Origin of the sequence: Myroides odoratimimus (genome assembly GCF_030326305.1) — a bacterium.
GTDB lineage: Bacteria > Bacteroidota > Bacteroidia > Flavobacteriales > Flavobacteriaceae > Flavobacterium > Flavobacterium odoratimimum_A.
On sequence record NZ_JACAKB010000004.1, the window covers coordinates 120,276 to 140,666 of the forward strand.

The following is a 20,391-nucleotide window of genomic DNA, read 5'->3' on the forward strand; positions in this document are numbered from 1 at the left end:
ATTTAAAAACTGAAAACTATGCAATCAAAAAAAATATATAAATCAGTTGCCTTATTAGGTTTAGCATTGCCAGCTACAGTAGTAGCACAGCAAGCTAAGAAAGACCAAGTAATGGTAAACCAAGGAAAGATTTCAGTAGCAGAAGGTGGTGTAATGTCTACTATCTATGATTTTGATAATACAAAAGAAGGGTATGTAAAGAATGATGGGACGGTTTATTACTACAGCAACTTTAACAATGACAATATTTACGATCACAGCACTAACGCCAAAGGTTCTAAAGCTGTGTTCACTCCTTTTGAAGAAGCAAAAGGAGCTCAGCATATCACAGGAAGCCAACCTTCTAATTTCTTTGATGTAGTACTAGACAACTCTACTAAAGACATGGCCTTTGACTTAAAGAATGAGGCTAACGTAAGAGGTAGTGTAGACTTTAAAGATGGTATTATTAAGGTAGACTCATTAGCAGGGATGCTAACCTTTCACCAAGGGGCGAAAGCACTTAAGCCTACAGATAGAAGCCATGCAGAAGGATATGTAGAGAAGATAGGTAATGAGGAGTTTCAATATCCTAAAGGAGATAAAGGACTATACCGTTATGCTAGAATCACTGCTCCAGATCATGTAAAGGATGCGTATGAAGGAAAGTATAACTTAGATGATAAGAACTTCTTTAGAGCGCGTAATGCTAAGTCAGGAGTGATTAACTTACTGGATGAGCGCGAGTACTGGACAGTAGATAAAGGAAGTGATAATAGTAAAGGAGACATCATGCTGACGTTAAGTTGGGATGAGCGTACGACACCTAAAGAGTTATTAGTAAACCCAGAGAAAGAATTACACATTGTACGTTGGGATGCTAAACAACAACTTTGGGTAGACGAAGGTGGAGTAGTAGATTTAGAGAAGAAAGAGATTACTACACCTACGAGTGTGAAGGGGTACGGATTCTTTACATTAGCTACTGTGAATACAGACCTAATCTTAGACGGAGATATCGTTATTTATAACCTTGTTTCTCCTGATGGAGACGGTAAGAATGATTACTTTATCATAGATAATATCAATAGATTCCCTAATAATACAGTAGAGATTTATAACCGTTGGGGAGTTAAGGTATATGATACGAAGAGTTATGACAGTGCAGGTAATGTGTTTAGAGGATACTCTGATGGACGTGTTACTGTAAATAAAGGTGAGAAGTTACCTACAGGTACTTATTTCTACATCGTGAGTTATGAGTATAAAGACGCTAGCGGTTCGCGTATGATTAAGAAATCGGGTTACCTACATTTAGAAAGCAATAAGTAAGAGAATACATGAATATTCAACAAAACATAAAGAAAATCGGAATCAGCCTATTCGCCTTAGGCTGCTTTTCTCAAATGCAAGCTCAACAAGATCCACAGTATACACAGTATATGTATAATGCTAATATGATCAACCCAGCTTATGCAGGTAGTAGAGGAACACTGAACGTGTTTGGGATGTACAGAACACAGTGGGTAGGACTAGATGGAGCGCCTAAGACAGCGAATGTATCTGTGTCTACACCTCTTGGAGAAAGTGGATTAGGACTAGGAGTGAACTTTACGAATGATCGTATAGGAGCGATGGATGAGAATAATATCTCTGTAGATTTAGCTTATGCTATTGACTTAAATGCTGATTATAAATTAGCATTCGGGTTAAAAGCGACTGCTAATCTATTAAGTGTTGATTATACAAAGCTTAATATCCACAATCCTACTGATCCTGTAAGCCAAGAGAATCTAAATAACAAGTTTAACCCAAATATTGGAGCAGGGGTTTATTTATACTCTGACAAAGCTTATGTAGGATTATCGGTTCCGAACTTTTTGACTACAGATCGCTACGATGATAATGATATCACGACGATGCGTCAGAAGATGCACTTCTACCTAATGGGAGGGTATGTATTCGATGTGAGTGAGAACTTATTATTTAAGCCAGCCGCTTTAGTTAAGGCAGTAAGTGGTGCACCATTACAAGTAGATTTGACAGCTAACTTCTTGATGTATGACAAGTTTACATTAGGAGCTGCTTATCGTTGGGATGCTTCGGTTAGTGCATTGGCAGGGTTCCAGGTAAATGATAATTTATTCGTTGGATATTCTTATGACTTTGAGACTACTGCACTTAAACGTTATAACTCAGGTTCACACGAGATTTTCATGAGATTCGAATTATTTAACCGTCGTAGTACAATTAATGCTCCTCGTTTCTTCTAATAAGTGAGGACTTAAGAAAACAAGTATGAAAAAACAGCTATTGAAAATAAGCTTATTCAGTATGCTACTTTTAGCAGGAGTAAATACTCAAGCTCAAAGAGTAGCAGAGAAGAAAGCTGATAAAGAATACCAGACTCAAGCTTATGTAGATGCGATAAAAATCTACGAGCGTATCGCAAATAAAGGTTATACTAATGCAGATATGCTTAAAAAATTAGCTGATGCGTATTACTTTAATGGAAAGTTACCTGAAGCGAATCAGTGGTATAAAGAACTGTTCGAAGGGGAGTATGAAGATAAAGGAAAAGAAGCTTTACCATCAGAATATTATTACCGTTATGCTCAGACATTAAAATCTGTCGAGGATTATGATAAGTCTAATGAGATGATGGAAGAGTTCTCTAAATTAGAGGCAAATGATTCTAGAGCACAGCTTTTCGAATCTAGTAAAGACCGTTATCTAAAAGAGATAGAGAATAACTCTGATCGATACGAATTAAAGAATATAAGTGTGAACACTACATATTCAGATTATGGAGCAGCTTTATTAGGAAATCAGTTGATTTATACTTCTGCTCGTAATACAGAACATCTGTCAGGAAAGAGATTACACGAATGGACGAACGAGAGTTTTACAAGTTTATACAGTAGTGTGATTAATGCAGATGGTACTTTTGAAGAACCAGTGAAGTTTGCACCTGAGTTAGACACTAAAGTAAATGAGGCAACAGCTGTATTTACTTCTGATGGGAAGACGATGTACTTTACACGTAATAATACTAGTGTAAAAGGGAAGAGAAGATTAAATAAAGAGCATTCAACTTTATTAAAAATATATAAAGCGACTTTATCAGAAGAAGGTAAATGGGAGAATGTAGAAGAGTTGCCATTTAACTCGGATAACTATAATACTGCTCACCCAGCCTTAACACCAGATGATAAATGGCTATATTTCTCTTCAGATAGAGAAGGAACTTTAGGACAATCTGATATCTTCAGAGTAGCCTTATATCCTACAGGAGAATATGGTAAAGTGGAGAATATTGGGAATAAAGTAAACACGGCAGGTAGAGAGACATTTCCATTTATATCTAAAGATCATTTCTTGTTCTTTAGTTCAGATGGACATCCTGGACTTGGTGGTTTAGATGTATTCGTGACAAAGATTAATGTAGATGGAAGTGTAGGTCAAGTGACGAATATGGGAACGCCTATTAATAGTAGCACAGATGATTTTGCGTTCTATATTGATAGTAAGACACGCAAAGGATTCGTTAGTTCTAATAGAGTGAATGGTGTAGGAGGAGATGATATTTACTTCTTTATGCAAAAAGTATGTCACCAGAGCCTAGAAGGTATTGTGTTTGATAAAGATACTCAAGAGGTATTAGCCAATGCTAAAGTAACCGTGTATGATAACTCATATAAAGTGATAGGAGAACTAATCACAGATGATAAGGGATATTATAGAATAGATGATCTAGAGTGTAGAGGGAAGTATCGTCTAAAAGCAGTAGCTGATAAGTATAATACTGAAGAAGTAAGTGTACAATTAGACGCTGTAGCTGGAGGAATTAAAAAACAAGATATTCCTTTAGAGAAAACAGAGAAACCTATTACTAAAGATGATGATCTGTTTAAGAAATTAAAACTGAATCCAATCTACTTTGATTTTGATAAATCAAATATTCGTAGAGATGCATCTATTGAATTAATGAAAGTAGTAGAAGTATTAAAAGAGTACCCTACTATGAAGATAGATGTTCGTTCTCATACAGACAGTAGAGGAAATGATGATTATAACTTAAGATTGTCTGATCGCAGAGCGAAGTCTACAGTACAGTGGATTATCAGCCAAGGTATCGAGGCAAGCCGAGTGACAGGACAAGGATATGGTGAGACACAATTACAGAATAAGTGTAGTAATGGAGTACCATGTACAGTAGAAGAACATCAGTTAAATAGACGTAGTGAATTTATTGTTACAGAATTGTAATATAATGACCTAAGTCTACGTTTATACTATATTATAATTGTTCTTAAAAACAGCAAAACAATTTTTTTTTCGACCGATCCTGCTGTAGGATTTAAAACTAACAGCATTAGCCACAAAAAGCTCCCGTAAGGGAGCTTTTTTTATTTGTAGTATTTGTATTGACTATGTTTATCATTTTGGTTTAAGCATTGTTATCAGTATAGTGTATTTTCCTTAGCAGTGTATCATCGTGAGATATTCTATAGTGTCAGAAGTTAATTAAGATGTATTAGAACATAAGTAGTATGGTAGCTTTCTATTATGAGATTTTGATAATGTAATTGATTATATTTCATTTGGCAGGATATTTATAGGTTATTGATAGGATAGCGGTCGCATACTTTTTTCCTTTTTTTATGTGACCACTATGCGATGACTATCCGATCACTATGTGATGACTTCTATAAAAATAGTGTTATCCTTCCTTTTTTTTAATCTGATGTTTTATTAAGGAACTTGTTATTGGTAGCTTGTTTTGAATGAAAGAGATAAAAAATATTCCTTTAGTTAGTATTTTAAGTACTGTTTAGTTAAAGATGCTTCTGTATTTTTTAGCCTTAGGTTTATGGATTTATGTTGAGTAATGTATTTTTGAATTTAAGTGATTGATTTTTTGAGTATTACCATTATGGTATACCTTTTCTACCTCTTTTTAACTTTTATCTCCGCTTTATGCATGTAAAAAATGCTGTTTTTTAAATAATCAAAATGTTTTATACGGTTATTTTATGTGATTAATGCTATTTTTTGATTTTAATCTAAGGGTTAGTTTGATTTAAAATCATAAGAAGTGAAATTTTATTGATAATAATTATTTAATATAGACTGTGTTAAAAAATGTTTTTTAATTGATTATTAAATGTTAATTTTATTTTTAATTTTGTTATTTGTTATAATGTTTGCTTTTGAAATATATATTTCTGTGGATTTTATACAAATATGTGTAAAAAAAAAGATATGAAAAGAGGGGATACATTGAAATTTGTACTGTTTTATAGTGTGGGTTTGACTTTTTCTGTGGCATCAGCACAAGAAAAACTAGAATTGCATAACGGAGGGGATATTTATGTATCTCCTAGCGAGGTGTTATCTATCAAGGGTGCATTCAGCAATACAAAGGAAGCGACTTTTATAAATAATGGTGAAGTCCATTTTTTTGATGATTTCAGCAATGAAGGGACATTTATGTTTACCAAATCAACCAAGGCTAGTAAAGTTTTTTTCGAACAGTTAGAATCTGCTAAAGCAAAACGTAAGATTAGTGGAGGGGAGAATACTACATTATTAGAAGACGTTGTTTTTGATACAGAAGGTCTAGACCTAAGCACAGAGATCAGTATAGCAGGAAAGGCTTTGTTTGAACGCGGACATGTAGTAGTTAATACGCCATTATCAGGAGCTATTACTTTCGTGGACGGATCAAGTATAGAGAATGTTAGCAATGATAGTCACGTAGTAGGATTTGCCGATCGCGAGGGCAAGCAAGAGCAGGTGATGCCTGTGGGAGATGGAACGTATTATCGCCCTATCACTTTAGGAGAGAGTAAGGATGCAAAGGATTTATTCCAAACACAATATAAGCGATCAAATCCACTAGTAGGTCGAGCACATTCTGAGAAGAATGCTATTGTAGAGATTAATAATGCAGAGTACTGGGAAGTTAATAGTAAGACATCAGAAGCAGGAGTTATCTTGACTTTGAGCTGGGATGAGGCTACTACACCTGCTAGTTTATTGTTAACCCCGGAGAAGAATTTACACATTCTTCGTTGGGATGCAAGTGTTTCAAAGTGGGAAGATGTAGGAGGTATCGTAGATGTGTCTACTAAGACAGTTCGCACACCGATGACGATAAATACTAATGGTATCTTTACTTTAGGAACTGTAAATGAGGATTATAACGCAGAGATCAAGATTTATAATGCAGTGTCACCAGATGGAGACGGTATGAATGACTATTTCATCATTGAGAATATTGATAAGTATCCAAATAATAGTGTTCAGATTATGAACCGTTGGGGAGGTAAGGTTTATTCTGCGAATAACTATGACCGCAATGGCGATGGAAGTATGAATGTGTTTAGAGGTGAGGCAGAAGGAAAAGGAGTATCATCAAGTGGGAAATTGCCATCCGGAACTTATTACTACATAGTTAAGTATGAAGTACAAACCTCTAGAGGGTCAGAGATGATAACTAAGACAGGTTATTTACACTTAGAGAACAATTAGAAAAAAGATTGCAATGAAAATAAGAAAAGGTATACAACTAGGAGCGTTATTCTCGTTGATGATGTTAGGTTCATCAGCAGTATATGGACAGCAAGATCCACAGTACACGCATTATATGTATAATACATCTAATATCAACCCTGCTTATACAGGCTCTCGAGGCGTGTTAAATGTATTCGGTATGTATCGCACCCAGTGGGTAGGATTAGATGGAGCTCCACAGACAGCTAACATCTCTATTGACACCCCTTTAGGAGATAATGGATTATCAGGAGGATTAAACTATACGAATGATCGAATCGGAGCTATGTCAGAGAATAACTTCTCGTTAAACTTAGCTTATGCAGTAGATTTAAATGATACTTATAAGTTGGCATTTGGATTAAAGGCTACAGCTAATATCTTAGATGTAGATTATACTAAGCTAGATATTTATGATCCGAATGACCCTATGTTTTTGGAGAATATCAATAATAAGTTTAATCCAAATATTGGAGCAGGATTGTATTTATATTCAGACAAATCTTATTTAGGCGTATCTGTACCTAATTTTTTGACAACTGATCGCTCAAAGAATGAAAGTAAGGAACTGATGCGTCAGAAGATGCATTTCTACTTAATGGGAGGATATGTGTTTGAGTTAAATCCAAGTTTGAAGTTTAAGCCAGCCTTTTTATTAAAGACCGTAGAAGGAGCGCCTATGCAAGTAGATTTGACTGCAAACTTCTTGATAGTAAATAAGTTTACTATTGGAGCAGCTTATAGATGGGATTCATCAGTTAGTGCATTGGCAGGATTCCAGGTAAATGATGGATTGTTTATCGGATATTCATATGATGCAGATACATCTAAGCTATCTAAATATAATTCAGGGTCACATGAGATATTCTTGAGATTCGACATGTTTAATAAATATAACAAAGTTAGTACAGCTCGTTTCTTCTAAGAGTTTATAATACTAGAGCTGTCTTGTTTTAAGTAAAAGAGAAAAAAGATAAAATTTCACAGGAAGCTTATAAGGAAATAAATGTTGTTAGGTAGTATTTAAATTTTCTTGTTGTAAAAAAACACATACTTATACACAATTAAGTGTTATTTGTTTTTAAGGGATATAATTAGCATTGTAGTTATAATAAATAAACAAGTGGAATTCATAATTTTATTTAATTTTAAATGTTTTATTTTTTTGTGTTTTTATAGTGAAATATCTTTAAAGGCATATAAAGGACAGTCGAAAGGAGAAAAGTACATTTAATATTATGAAAAAAAATATTTATAAGATAGGGATAATAACTCTATTTGGGATGCTTTCTACATTTGGGATAGCACAAAATTCTTATGTAAAGAAAACAAATTCATTAAAAGAGAAAATGGCTTATGTCGAGGATATCAAGACCTATGAAAAGCTACTTTCCAAAGGAAATAAAGATAACGAGATTATATCAAATCTTTCAAAAGCATATTATGAAAATGGAATGTATTTGGAGGCGAATCGTTGGTATAGTGTTTTGTTTGAGTATGTTAAGGTTCCTGAAGATATTACTGATATCAATGCTTTTTATGAATATGTACAAACAATCAGAACGACAGGAGATTATGTTTTAGCAAATGCTAAAATGGATTTGTTAGCTGATAAGGCGCCAGAAGATGGAAGAGTTAAGAAATATTTAAGTGATCCAAATTACTTAGAAGAAGTTAATACTAATAGCGACGGATATAGAGTAAAATTATTAGGTAATGTAAATACTGCAGGTTCAGAATACGGAGCTGCTTTATACAAAGGAGAAATCGTATATGCTTCTTCCGTAAATAAAAAAGGAAAACAAAAAGGAAAACATAGTTGGACAAACGATCCTTATACAAAATTGTATTCAGCGCCTGTGCGTATCGATGGAAATATTGGTGAAGTAAAGCCTTTTGCAAAAAAGATTGATGGTAATTTTAATGAGGCGAATGCAATCTTTACAGCTGATTCAAGAACAATGTACTTTTCAAGTAACAATAGAGAAGATAAGAATGTTCGTTATTCAGATGGAACTTTACTAGTTAGCTTATATAGAGCGTATTCTTTTGGTAATGGTTTATGGGGAGATGTTGAAAAATTAAGTATTAACTTAGATAATGCCAATACTGCTTCTCCAGCACTTAGCCCTGACCAAGATTGGTTATACTTTTCTTCAGATAGACCAGGAGGTTATGGACAATCAGATTTATACCGTGTAAGATTATTTAGAGACGGTACTTTAGGAACTCCTGAGAATTTAGGAAATAAGATTAATACAGAAGGAAGAGAGAGTTTTCCTTTCGTTAGTACAGATAATGTATTGTATTTTGCATCTGATGGACACCCTGGTTTAGGAGGATTAGATTTATATGGAGTACAGATTTATGACGATGGATCTTTTGGAGAAGTTGTAAATTTAGGAAACTCTATCAATAGTCCTTATGATGATTTTGCAATGTATTTAGATCCTGAAGCTAAATTTGGATTCATTACTTCGAACAGACCAAATGGTAATGGAAAAGATGATCTTTACTTTGTGAGAATGAAAGAAGGAACTGAGTTGAATATTTCTCAAGAAATTAGAGGTAGAGTAACTGATAAAACGACTAAACGTCCGATATTAGATGCTTTTGTATTCTTGTACGATAGTAAACACAGAATGATTGAAGAAATCGAAGTTGATAAACGCGGAGAGTATTCATTCAAAGATGTTAAGGTTAATAGAGATTATTATGTAGCGGTTAAAGCTAAAGGATATAAGTCAGAAGAAGTATCTGTAGAAGATGTTAATAAAGATGATTCTATAGAAGTTGACTTTGAATTAGAAAGAAGTAAGCCTTTCTCTTCTAGAAATTACCCAACATATGATGACGAAGAAGAGTATGATGAAGATTACTATGGAGAGCCTAGGGGAAAGAATAGAGGTAACCCAAGAATTGGAGATGATTTAGGTAAACTTACTGATTTGGCACCAATATACTTCAACAATGATAGTTCTGTTATTAGAAGTGATGCACAATTAGAATTGTCTAAAGTGTCTTCTATCATGATGACTAATCCTTCGTTGAAATTAGAAGTTCGTTCTTATACTTCTAGTGTTGGTCCTGATGAGTATAACTTAAGGTTATCTGAGCGCCGCGCTGATCAAACAGTAGATTGGTTAGTACGCCAAGGTGTGAATAGATTGAGATTAAGAGGTGTAGGTTATGGTGAAAAAGGAATTATAAATCGTTGTAAAAACAATGTTCCTTGTAGTGAAAGAGAACACCAAGAAAATAGAAGAAGTGAGTTCATAATCATTGACTTATAAGAAATAAAAAAGGTTGGAGTATATCCAACCTTTTTTTATGTATTAAATCGAGATTAAGTATAATAAGTAAGTAACTTCTCTCCTTTATTATTTTATAATAATAAATATGCATTGTTCTGATAAAATGCGTAATTTGCAACTTGGTTTAAATTCAATTAAGTAGAAAAAGATTTATAATGATTATACAACCTAGAACTAGAGGATTTATTTGCTTAACTTCTCATCCAGAAGGATGTGCAGAGAATGTAAAAACGCAAATCGAGTATGTTAAGTCTAAAGGACAAATAGTAAACGGACCTAAAAAGGTATTAGTGATTGGAGCTTCTACAGGATTTGGATTAGCTTCACGCATTTCTGCTGCTTTTGGTTCTAATGCAGCTACAATTGGTGTGTTCTTTGAGAAACCAGGTACAGAAGATAGACCAGGTACAGCAGGATGGTATAATTCTGCAGCTTTTGAAGAGCAAGCTAAGAATGCTGGTATTTATGCAAAGAGTATTAATGGAGATGCTTTTTCTGACGAAATTAAGAAAGAAACTATAGAGCTAATTAAAAAAGACTTAGGTCAAGTAGATTTAGTTGTTTACAGTTTAGCTTCGCCACGTAGAACTCATCCAAAGACTGGTGTGGCTTATGCTTCAGTATTAAAACCTATCGGAGAACCTTTTACTAATAAAACAGTTGACTTCCATACAGGTGTTGTGTCTAATATCAGTATTGATCCTGTAAAGGAACAAAGTGACATTGATAACACTATTGCCGTAATGGGAGGAGAAGATTGGAAGTTTTGGATGGAAGATCTAAAAGCAGCAGGTGTTTTAGCTGATGGTGCTAAAACGGTAGCTTATTCTTATATAGGACCAGAATTAACTTATCCTATTTACAGAAATGGTACTATAGGTATGGCTAAGAATGATTTAGAGGCTACAGTTCCAGTAATTAATGATTTGCTAAAGGATATTAATGGTGTATCTTATGTTTCTGTTAATAAAGCTTTAGTTACTCAATCAAGTTCAGCTATTCCAGTTGTTCCTTTATATATTTCTTTGTTGTACAAAGTAATGAAAGAGAAAAACATTCATGAAGGATGTATTGAGCAAATGCAGCGCTTATTTGCTGATCGTTTATACGGAGGTAATTTAGCATTAGATGCAGAAGGACGTATCCGTGTTGATGATTGGGAGATGAGAGAAGATGTACAGTCAGCTGTAGCTAAGTTATGGGAAGAAGTAACTTCAGATAACATTGAAGCTATTTCTGATTTGGCTGGATATAGAAAAGACTTTTTCAATCTGTTTGGATTTGAGTTTGATTCAATTGATTATACATTAGAATCAGATGAGTTAACAACAGTTGCTAGCTTGAAATAAGAAACAATATTGTTATATATATAAAGCCCTTTAATATGATTATTAAAGGGCTTTTTTATTGGTTATTCTTCCAAGTGATTTTGTTTTATCTGAGTAAGAATTAAGTTTATTTTATCTTCTAATACCTCAATGTAATTTCTTAGTTCAATTTGAGTTTCGAAGGTTATTGTTTTGTCTTCTAGTACTTCTAGAAGTGGTATAATAGATGTGATTTCGAGTTGTCTGAACATAGGTAACATCTTATGAGCTATATTTCCGATTTGTTCTAAGTCAAAATCTTCTTCTGCATAATGCATGTCTAGTAGGTTCTCTTCTGTACTTTCTATAAAGATGACAAGTAGATTTCTTAAAGCATTAAAATCGTCTCCAATAAATTGTTTTAGCGTATTCGTATTATAAGTAGTGCTAACTGTTGTTTGGCTATTAGAGCCTTCATTGTTATTTTCTTTAGTTCTAGAACTGTTTAATTGATACTCAAGATTAAGGATGTTAGAGATGAGAATTAACAACTCTGTAAGCTGTAAGGGTTTTGGATGTGCAGAAGCAAAACCAGCTTGTGAAAACTCCTCCATAGTAATATCTCTTTTACCTGATAACGCTATAACAGGAATAGTCTTAAAATCAGAATTCTTTTTTAAATAATTTATAAGCTCAAATCCATCCATTTTAGGCATCTGTATATCACTTAGTATCACATCGTAGTGATCTTCTTTTAAAATAGCTTCTATCGATGTAGGATCGAAAGTTATAGTCACTTTATTAAATAGTGGAGAAAGAATCTCCTCCATTAGTTGTAACTGTACTTTATCATCATCAATCACTACAATGTTTATGTTATTTAATGAACGAAATACGGTTTGTAGATCATTTGAATGTACAGTGATATTTGTATCTTCTTCAGCTTCTATAATAGGTATTGTAAAGGTGAAAGTTGATCCTTCATTTAATACACTTTCTACATAGATAGTTCCTCCTAATAATTCAATCATCCTTTTTGAAATATTAAGACCTAATCCAGTTCCACCAAATTTCTTTTCTATTCCATCATGAGCTTGTTGAAATTCGTTAAAGATGTTTTTAGTTTGATTAGCCGCTATTCCTATTCCAGAATCCGAAACTTTAAATACGATATTCTCTTTTTCTTTAGTAACCCTAACATTAACCCCTCCTTCTTGCGTAAATTTAATTGCGTTAGTGACTAAGTTTGTTAGTATTTGTTTTATGCGATGAGGATCTGATACAAAATTACTATTTAAGTTTTCTTCAATTTCCCAATTTAGTTTAATGTTCTTATTTTCAGCATTAGGCACTAATATATTACAAGTGTTATCCACTAATTCTTTAGGATTGAATGTTTTCTGTTGAATACTTATTTTATTGTTTTCTAATCTAGAGAAATCCGTTAAGTCGTTGACTAGATTCGTGATATACTTAGAAGAAGATTTAATGTTGTTAACATACTTTTGTTGTTTATTATCCAGGTTTGTCTGGTCTAATAGATCAGTAAATCCGATAAGCCCCCCAAGCGGAGTCTGTAAATCATGTGTCACTGTAGCTAGTAGCATAGACTTACTGCGTAATAGTACTTCATTCTCTTTATTTAATTTCTCTAATGCATTTCTATATTCTTGGGTTTGATTGATATCTCTAATAATAATCCAGCCCAGTATTAATACAACGATTAGAGCTGTTCCGCCTATATAAGCGATATTTGTTGACGCAGCACTAATTCTAGATTTAGATTCATTGATCTTTTGATAAGACAATGTAAGTATATTTTGTTCTACATTTTGCAGAATGCCTCTTAGCTGATCAGTGATAATTTTATTTTCTTTTAATAAACGTTGCTCTTGGTTGAGTAAGTTGTTTTGTTTATCATTAATTTTCTCTTGTGTAGCAATAAGAATACGCTCCATTGCATTGATAATAGAATCAGAGATGCTTGGATAGTTAATAGTTGTTTTAATAGTGTCTGTATGATCTCCTTTGAATAACCTTGCCCAACCACTTCTTTTTTCCTTTTCTTTACTTTGAATAACGATGGGTTGTATGTTTTTCTCGATTTCTTCACGGATGTTGTAGATTTCAGAGAATGCCTCAGTGTATTTATTTTCTGCAGAAAGATCTTTTCTAGCTTTGATAATGTTTTCAAAACTCACTTTTTTACGAGAGAGTAAGTCTTTAACAGAATCAAGCTTTACTACCGTAATAGGATCTTGTACATGTGTTTGTACCAAGTTAATTTGCTTCACGATGGTATCGAGCTCTTTATAGTAGAGTTTGATATCTTTACTATCTCCACTTAATATCGCTGTTCTGCTATAAGCTTCACTACTGTATAGGTTATTGATAGCACTAGTGACTAAGAAAATTTTATTATTTTCTTCGATTACATGCTCCTCAGGAATAGTAAATTTTTTAGCTTCTTTATAAATATACGCCCCAGAGAATAATGCAGCTGCAAATAGCGTAAAGTATAGGAAAAGAATCTTAGCTTTTATAGATTTAGGTGGCTTCATGTATAGATAAAGTTTGGTGTAAAATTACAAAAGAGTGTTCAATGATTGTGTTAAAAATAATAGTCTTTTCTACGGATTGTTTTTAACTGTTTTTGTTTTATTGTATGTTTTTTATTACTAATGATGTTTTTTATTTTTTATTTAACTTTTTGTTTGTATTTTTGGTTTAGGCGATTAGCGATGTTTATTGCCTTTTAGTTAGAATCGTACAGATTAAATTATATGAAAAAGAGAAAAGAAAATTCTCACGAATCAATGTTTAATACGTTTATTAAAAAATGCAGAGAGGGGATCTAAATAAGGTTGTCCTCTTTGTTTTTTTAGGTGTGTACCTGTTTAAGTAGATATAAAAAAAGCTCCTTTATTTAATAATAAAGGAGCTTCTATTTTAGGATAGAATATATTACTTATTTAGCAATAGCTCTAGAAATAACGATTTTTTGAATCTCAGAAGTACCTTCATAGATTTGAGTAATCTTAGCATCACGCATCATTCTTTCTACATGGTATTCTCTTACATATCCATTACCTCCGTGGATTTGTACAGCTTCGATAGTTGTATCCATTGCAGTTTTAGAAGCGAATAGCTTAGCCATAGCACCAGATAATGAGATATCTTGACCTGCATCTTTCTCAGCAGCAGCTTTGAAGCAAAGCATTCTAGCAGCAGTGATTTGAGTAGCCATATCAGCTAATTTAAACGCGACCGCTTGGTGGTTGATAATTTCAGTACCAAAAGCTTTACGCTCTTTAGAATACTTTAATGCTAATTCGTAAGCACCTTGAGCGATACCTAAAGCTTGAGAAGCGATACCGATACGTCCTCCGTTTAATACATTCATTGCGAATGCAAATCCGAATCCGTCTTCTCCGATTCTATTTTCTTTAGGAACTTTTACATCTGTAAACATTAATGAATGTGTATCAGACCCTCTGATTCCCATTTTTTGTTCTTTAGCTCCGATTTCAAAACCAGCCCATCCTTTTTCAACGATGAATGCATTGATTCCTTTGTGTTTTTTCTCCACATCTGTTTGAGCGATTACGATATAGTAGTCAGCTGTACTACCATTCGTGATCCAGTTTTTAGTACCGTTTAGTACATAGTGATCTCCCATATCTACTGCAGTAGTTTTTTGAGATGTAGCATCTGAACCTGCTTCTGGCTCTGATAAACAGAATGCACCGATTACTTGTCCTGAAGCTAGAGGTACTAGATATTTTTGTTTTTGTTCTTCACTAGCATATTTTTCTAAACCAGCACATACTAATGAGTTATTTACTGACATAACTACAGCGGCAGAAGCATCTACTTTTGCAATTTCTTCCATAGCTAATACATAAGATACGCTGTCTAGACCGCTACCTCCGTATTTAGGATCTACCATCATTCCTAAGAATCCTAATTCACCAAGTTTTTTAACTTGTTCTGTTGGGAATTTAGAATGTTCATCTCTTTCAATTACACCTGGTAATAATTCTGTTTGAGCAAAGTCGCGAGCAGCTTGCTGAATCATCAATTGCTCTTCTGTAAATTTAAAATCCATTTATAGTCTCTTAATTTTTTAGTTGTTCTAATTTTTGTAGCTCTCAAATATAATTGATTTAAAACAATTATTCAATTTAGATTCTGTTTAAATTTGATGCATAAAATGATTATAATTTATTTTTGGACGAAACAATGTTTGTTATTTTAAAAAACATGTATTTATAATTGAATAATGTAATGAATATTGTATTTAAACTTTTGTAGATTATAGTAAAAAACCAATCTTTATACTATGAATAAATACCAATATAATATCATCGGAGTTATGTCAGGTACTTCATTAGATGGAATAGACCTGGCTTATATCACTTTTAATTATGAAAGTGGTAAGTGGAGCTTTGAGGTTCACTGTACTGATACAGTAAGTTATAATGCTCAATGGAAAGAACAGTTAATGAATGCAATGGATTTAGATAGTGAGCAAATAGAGATATTAGATGTACGTTATACGACCTATTTAGCCTCCGTTATTAATCAATTCATTAAAGATAAAACAATAGACAATATAGATGCAGTGTGCTCACATGGTCATACTATTTTTCATAAGCCTGAGCTAGGCTATACCTTACAGATAGGGAATATGCCTATACTAGCTGACTTAATACAGCAGAAGGTAATATGTGACTTTAGAGTACAAGATGTTCTTTTAGGAGGACAGGGCGCACCTTTAGTACCTATAGGAGATCGCTTGTTATTTAGTGAGTATGAAGCTTGTCTTAATCTTGGAGGATTTGCTAATATCTCTTTTGAAGGAAGGCTTAATTATAGATTAGCGTATGATATTAGCGCAGTGAATACATTGCTTAACGAACAGGTAGCTAAACTTGGCTTGGAGTATGACGATAAAGGAATACTTGCCTCTAAAGGAAAGGTAAACGAAGATCTCCTAAGAGAATTAAATGCACTTGATTTTTATAAACAATCTGCCCCTAAATCATTAGGGATAGAGTTCTTAAATGCGTATGTAAAACCTATCCTTAATAAGTACACTTTATCTGTAGAAGACTATTTAGCTACGCTAGTAGAGCATATTGCTACTCAAATAGCAGCAGGGATTGGTGTCAAAGAAGGACAGCGTGTGTTAGTAACAGGAGGTGGTGCTAAAAATGATTACTTAGTTAGTCGAATTAAAGCACACGCAAAAGGTATTCTGTTTGAAAGACCTTCTGATGAAGTGATTGACTATAAAGAAGCTATAATATTTGGCTTACTAGGAGTGCTAAAATTGAGAGATGAAGTGAATGTATTAGCTAGTGTTACTGGTGCTAAGTATGATCATAGCTCAGGTAGAATTCACGAGGTATACACACAGATAGATTAGCTTATTCAGAAGATGAAGACTATGTTTGCATTGTATTGTATACGAGTGCATTAATTAGTAGGCGAACTAGCTAGTACAATGACTAGCATAAATGTTATATAAAGAATATAGCGTTTATGTATCATTATACATACAAAACATTTTATCTTTGAACTCATTTTGAACTATAATGGCAAATAATTATAAAGACAAAATCTCACTTTTTTTGATATTTTGAATATTAAATCTCATTTTTTTTCGTTATCATGAAGTAAATGAGAATATAGAATGAGAATAATCTATATCGATTTTGCACAATATAGAACAACAGAAAAAGACTTTTAAAATTTTAAAACTCAGATTATTTATGTTTCATTTCTTACAAGTGGATACAACAGCAGTAGCACAGAAATTAGCTAATGCAGCAGAAGCTGGAGAAGCAGCCGTTAAAAAAGAATTAGCTCTTAGCGAAATTATCTTTAGCGGTGGACCGATAGGGCAGGCTATTATGATTATTATTTTTGTCATGCTATTCTTGGCTCTTTACCTATATTTAGAGCGTTTCTTTGCTATTAAAAATGCATCTAAAATAGATGATAACTTTATGGCTCAGATAAAAATGTTCTTATCTCAAGGAAAGATAGATCAAGCTAAACTTCTATGTGCAAACACTGATACTCCTGTATCTCACCTAATCGGAAAAGGGATATCTAGAATAGGGAAGCCTCTTCAGGATATTAACATTGCGATAGAGAATGCAGGGAAGTTAGAAGTGTACAAGATGGAGAAGAACATTAATCTATTAGCAACATTATCTGGAGCAGGACCAATGACAGGATTCTTAGGAACTGTAGTAGGGATGGTGATGGCATTCCATGAGATGTCTGCAGCTAGCTCTGCTCGTATAGATATGAGTGTGTTATCAGAAGGAATTTATACTGCGATGATGACTACAGTATTTGGGTTGATCGTAGGTATTGTATCGTATGTTGGGTATAATCACTTAGTGAGTAAGATAGATAAGATTGTACATCAGTTAGAGGCAAATGCAGTAGAGTTTTTAGACCTATTAAATGATCCTGCATAATGAATATAAGAGGTAGAAATAAAGTATCCGCAGAGTTTAATATGTCGTCTATGACAGACATCGTATTCTTATTGCTTATATTTTTTATGGTGGCTATTACTACGATGACGAGTACTAATGCACTAGATTTAATACTTCCTAATTCTGATGGTAAGGCTGATGTAGTAGAGACTGTAGCTGTGAGTGTAGATGATCAGTCTAACTATTATATCAATGAGCTAAAAGTAATGCCTGAAGAACTAGAAGAGGGACTGAAAAATAAATTAAATACAATAGAAAATCCTAATGTAGTATTGCATGTCGCTAAAGGTGTACCTGTAGAGGATGCAGTATTTGTGATGGATATTGCGTATCGCAATAATTATAAGATTGTATTAGCAGTGGAACCAAAGTAGGTATGAAGATATTACAAACAGAAAGTGAAAAAAAGGCTTTTGCAATTACTTCCACAGTTTTTGTACTTCTTTTTTTGTTGTTTTTCTTTTATAAAATAATAACTCCTGTTCAGGAAGAAGAACCTTATTTATTAGGTGGGGAGATTGCTATTAACTTTGGAAATAGCGAAGTAGGGAAAGGAGAGGTGCAACCGACAGAACCTATCGCTATGGAACCAGAGCCTGAAGTAGCTACACCTGTGGAGACAACGGCCGAGCCTGTTGTTACTCAAAATAAGGTAGATGTTCCTGTGGTAAAGAAAACGGAGGATAAACCTAAGGCAAAGGAAGAACCTAAGAGAGAAGTTGTCAAACCTAAACCTGACCCAAAACCAAGTCAGAGTACAACAGATGCTTTGGCAAGTCTTATTAATGGACCAAAGACCACAGGAGAAAAGTCTGAAGGTCAAGGAAACTCTACTAAAGGTGGAGATCAAGGAAAGCTAGATGGAGATATGTACTCTAACTCTACTTATGGTAGCGGTAAGGGGAATGGCAGTGGTAACGGTACTAGCTGGGGACTGAACGGGCGTGCATTAGCCAATAGAGGACAAGTAGTACCTGAATGTAATGAGGTAGGAACAGTAGTAGTGGAGATAAGAGTAGATAAGAGTGGAAAGGTCGTATCTGCACAACACACTAAAGGGACAACTAACTCTGCTAAATGTCTTACAGATGCAGCTATTGCTACTGCGAAGACATTTAGATGGAAAGCAGATGACAACGCACCGAATATTCAAGTCGGATTTATAGTTATTAATTTTAAAGTAGGACAATAGTCCTATTTTTTTGAATATGAATTATCAAGAAACCTTAGAATGGATGTTTAATCAATTGCCTATGTATCAACAAAAAGGGGCAATAGCTTATAAAGCAGATTTATCCAATACAATAAAACTAATTAATCATTTAGGAAATCCTCAGGATAGTCTGAAGACGATACATATAGCAGGGACTAATGGAAAGGGGTCTACCTCTTCAATGATCGCTTCTATTCTACAAGAAGCAGGTTATAAGGTAGGGTTATATACCTCTCCACACCTAAAGGACTTCAGAGAGCGTATCAAGATTAATGGTGTTGAGATATCAGAATCTTTTGTGATCGACTTTATCGGACGTAACAAGCCTTTTTTTGAAGAGAACTCTTTGAGCTTTTTTGAGATGACAGTAGGCATGTGCTTTGAATACTTTAAACAGGAACAGGTAGACGTAGCTGTAATCGAAGTGGGCATGGGAGGTCGTCTAGATGCGACTAATGTTATACACCCATTGATTTCTGTTATTACTAATATAGGTAAGGATCACACAGCATTTTTAGGAGATACACTAGAGGCTATCGCAGGTGAGAAAGCAGGTATTATAAAGAAGGGTGTGCCTGTAGTGATAGGAGAATATAATGAGCATACACAACCTGTATTTATAAATAAGGCAAAAGAGATGTCTGCAGATATCTATTTTGCTCAAGATACCTATATAGATAACACATTAGTTTCAGATCTAAAAGGAGATTATCAGAAATCTAATATCCGCACTGTAAGACAAGCGATAGAATTACTAAGAAAAACATTCGAAATAACAGAAAAAGCCGAGACAGAAGGGCTTCTTCATGTAGTAGAGAACACAAAATTATTAGGTAGATGGCAAGTCTTAGGTGAGCATCCGAAGACAATTACAGATACTGCACACAATTCTCATGGGCTAACTATCGTGATGAATCAGTTAAAACACGAAAATTATCGCGATTTGTATATCGTTTTTGGTGTTGTGAATGATAAAGATTTAGACTCTATCCTTCCTTTATTACCAAAAGAGGCAAAATATTTTTTTGCTAAGCCAGATAATTTACGCGGGTTAGAACCTGAGATTTTAGCTGCTAAGGCAAGTGAGTTTGGTTTAATGGGAGAGGTTTGTAGTTCAATACCAAATGCTTACATGAAAGCTAAGGAGGTAGCAGGTGCTGAGGACTTGATATATATAGGCGGGAGCACATTTGTAGTAGCTGAAATTTTATAAAAAAAATATTCAAAAAAGCTTGCAAAGTAAAATCACAGTCGTATATTTGCACCCGTAATCAACAAACGGTTACACGTTCTTAAAAAGGAAATGGGCGATTAGCTCAGTTGGTTCAGAGCACCTCGTTTACACCGAGGGGGTCGGGGGTTCGAATCCCTCATCGCCCACCATTTTCAAAATATTGTTTTTATCCAAAATTGTTTAAATACTTTGGGCGATTAGCTCAGTTGGTTCAGAGCACCTCGTTTACACCGAGGGGGTCGGGGGTTCGAATCCCTCATCGCCCACA

Annotated in this window: 14 protein-coding genes and 2 tRNA genes; 14 read left to right on the plus strand and 2 right to left on the minus strand. The window is 34.0% G+C overall.

Features of this window, described 5'->3' with window-relative positions:
- The first annotated feature begins 18 nt into the window (after positions 1 to 18).
- The 7 genes from HX049_RS05020 to fabV all read left to right on the plus strand — a co-directional run bounded on the left by HX049_RS05020 (position 19) and on the right by fabV (position 11,200).
- On the plus strand, positions 19 to 1,311 hold the full coding sequence (locus tag HX049_RS05020) for a gliding motility-associated C-terminal domain-containing protein (RefSeq protein ID WP_286414498.1): 1,293 nt from the start codon (positions 19 to 21) through the stop codon (positions 1,309 to 1,311).
- Positions 1,312 to 1,319: 8 nt separating this feature from the next.
- Entirely contained in the window at positions 1,320 to 2,252 is a 933-nt protein-coding gene (locus HX049_RS05025) for a PorP/SprF family type IX secretion system membrane protein (protein WP_006261807.1), read from the plus strand.
- A 25-nt stretch (positions 2,253 to 2,277) separates the two neighbouring features.
- Positions 2,278 to 4,248, plus strand: a complete 1,971-nt coding sequence (locus HX049_RS05030; protein ID WP_286414500.1) for an OmpA family protein — start codon at positions 2,278 to 2,280, stop codon at positions 4,246 to 4,248.
- 996 nt (positions 4,249 to 5,244) lie between these two features.
- A complete protein-coding gene (locus HX049_RS05035) occupies positions 5,245 to 6,516 on the plus strand; it encodes a gliding motility-associated C-terminal domain-containing protein (RefSeq protein ID WP_286414502.1) in 1,272 nt (423 codons plus the stop codon).
- A 13-nt stretch (positions 6,517 to 6,529) separates the two neighbouring features.
- The gene (locus HX049_RS05040; protein WP_286414504.1) at positions 6,530 to 7,462 is read left to right on the plus strand and encodes a PorP/SprF family type IX secretion system membrane protein; all 933 of its coding nucleotides are present in this window, start codon (positions 6,530 to 6,532) and stop codon (positions 7,460 to 7,462) included.
- 313 nt (positions 7,463 to 7,775) lie between these two features.
- The gene (locus HX049_RS05045; protein ID WP_286414505.1) at positions 7,776 to 9,830 is read left to right on the plus strand and encodes an OmpA family protein; all 2,055 of its coding nucleotides are present in this window, start codon (positions 7,776 to 7,778) and stop codon (positions 9,828 to 9,830) included.
- Positions 9,831 to 10,006: 176 nt separating this feature from the next.
- Positions 10,007 to 11,200, plus strand: coding sequence for an enoyl-ACP reductase FabV (gene fabV, locus HX049_RS05050; protein WP_286414507.1), 1,194 nt, complete (start codon positions 10,007 to 10,009; stop codon positions 11,198 to 11,200).
- Positions 11,201 to 11,262: 62 nt separating this feature from the next.
- Here the strand turns inward: fabV and HX049_RS05055 are convergent, their stop codons facing one another.
- Both HX049_RS05055 and HX049_RS05060 read right to left on the minus strand, forming a co-directional pair.
- Positions 11,263 to 13,719: a hybrid sensor histidine kinase/response regulator gene (locus HX049_RS05055; RefSeq protein ID WP_286414508.1), complete on the minus strand. Its 2,457-nt coding sequence runs from the start codon at positions 13,717 to 13,719 to the stop codon at positions 11,263 to 11,265.
- Positions 13,720 to 14,126: 407 nt separating this feature from the next.
- A complete protein-coding gene (locus HX049_RS05060; RefSeq protein ID WP_006258677.1) occupies positions 14,127 to 15,266 on the minus strand; it encodes an acyl-CoA dehydrogenase in 1,140 nt (379 codons plus the stop codon).
- A gap of 234 nt (positions 15,267 to 15,500) precedes the next feature.
- On the opposite strand from HX049_RS05060, the gene HX049_RS05065 reads away from it, so the two are divergent.
- From HX049_RS05065 to HX049_RS05095, 7 genes are all read left to right on the plus strand, one after another.
- Complete coding sequence (locus HX049_RS05065) at positions 15,501 to 16,589, plus strand: anhydro-N-acetylmuramic acid kinase (protein ID WP_286414509.1); 1,089 nt, start codon at positions 15,501 to 15,503, stop codon at positions 16,587 to 16,589.
- A gap of 346 nt (positions 16,590 to 16,935) precedes the next feature.
- Positions 16,936 to 17,655 carry a MotA/TolQ/ExbB proton channel family protein gene (locus tag HX049_RS05070; protein ID WP_286414511.1) on the plus strand — a complete coding sequence of 240 codons (720 nt, stop codon included), beginning with the start codon at positions 16,936 to 16,938 and terminating at the stop codon, positions 17,653 to 17,655.
- Positions 17,655 to 18,050 (plus strand): ExbD/TolR family protein, encoded by a 396-nt coding sequence (locus HX049_RS05075; RefSeq protein ID WP_025124722.1) that lies wholly within the window; start codon positions 17,655 to 17,657, stop codon positions 18,048 to 18,050. The genes HX049_RS05070 and HX049_RS05075 overlap by 1 nt, the downstream gene beginning before the upstream one ends.
- A 2-nt stretch (positions 18,051 to 18,052) precedes the next feature.
- Positions 18,053 to 18,868, plus strand: a complete 816-nt coding sequence (locus tag HX049_RS05080) for an energy transducer TonB (RefSeq protein ID WP_286414513.1) — start codon at positions 18,053 to 18,055, stop codon at positions 18,866 to 18,868.
- A gap of 16 nt (positions 18,869 to 18,884) precedes the next feature.
- Entirely contained in the window at positions 18,885 to 20,102 is a 1,218-nt protein-coding gene (locus HX049_RS05085) for a bifunctional folylpolyglutamate synthase/dihydrofolate synthase (protein ID WP_286414514.1), read from the plus strand.
- A 92-nt stretch (positions 20,103 to 20,194) separates the two neighbouring features.
- Positions 20,195 to 20,272: transfer RNA gene (locus HX049_RS05090), tRNA-Val, on the plus strand.
- Between the two features lie 42 nt (positions 20,273 to 20,314).
- A tRNA-Val gene (locus tag HX049_RS05095) sits at positions 20,315 to 20,389 on the plus strand.
- Positions 20,390 to 20,391: the final 2 nt, after the last annotated feature.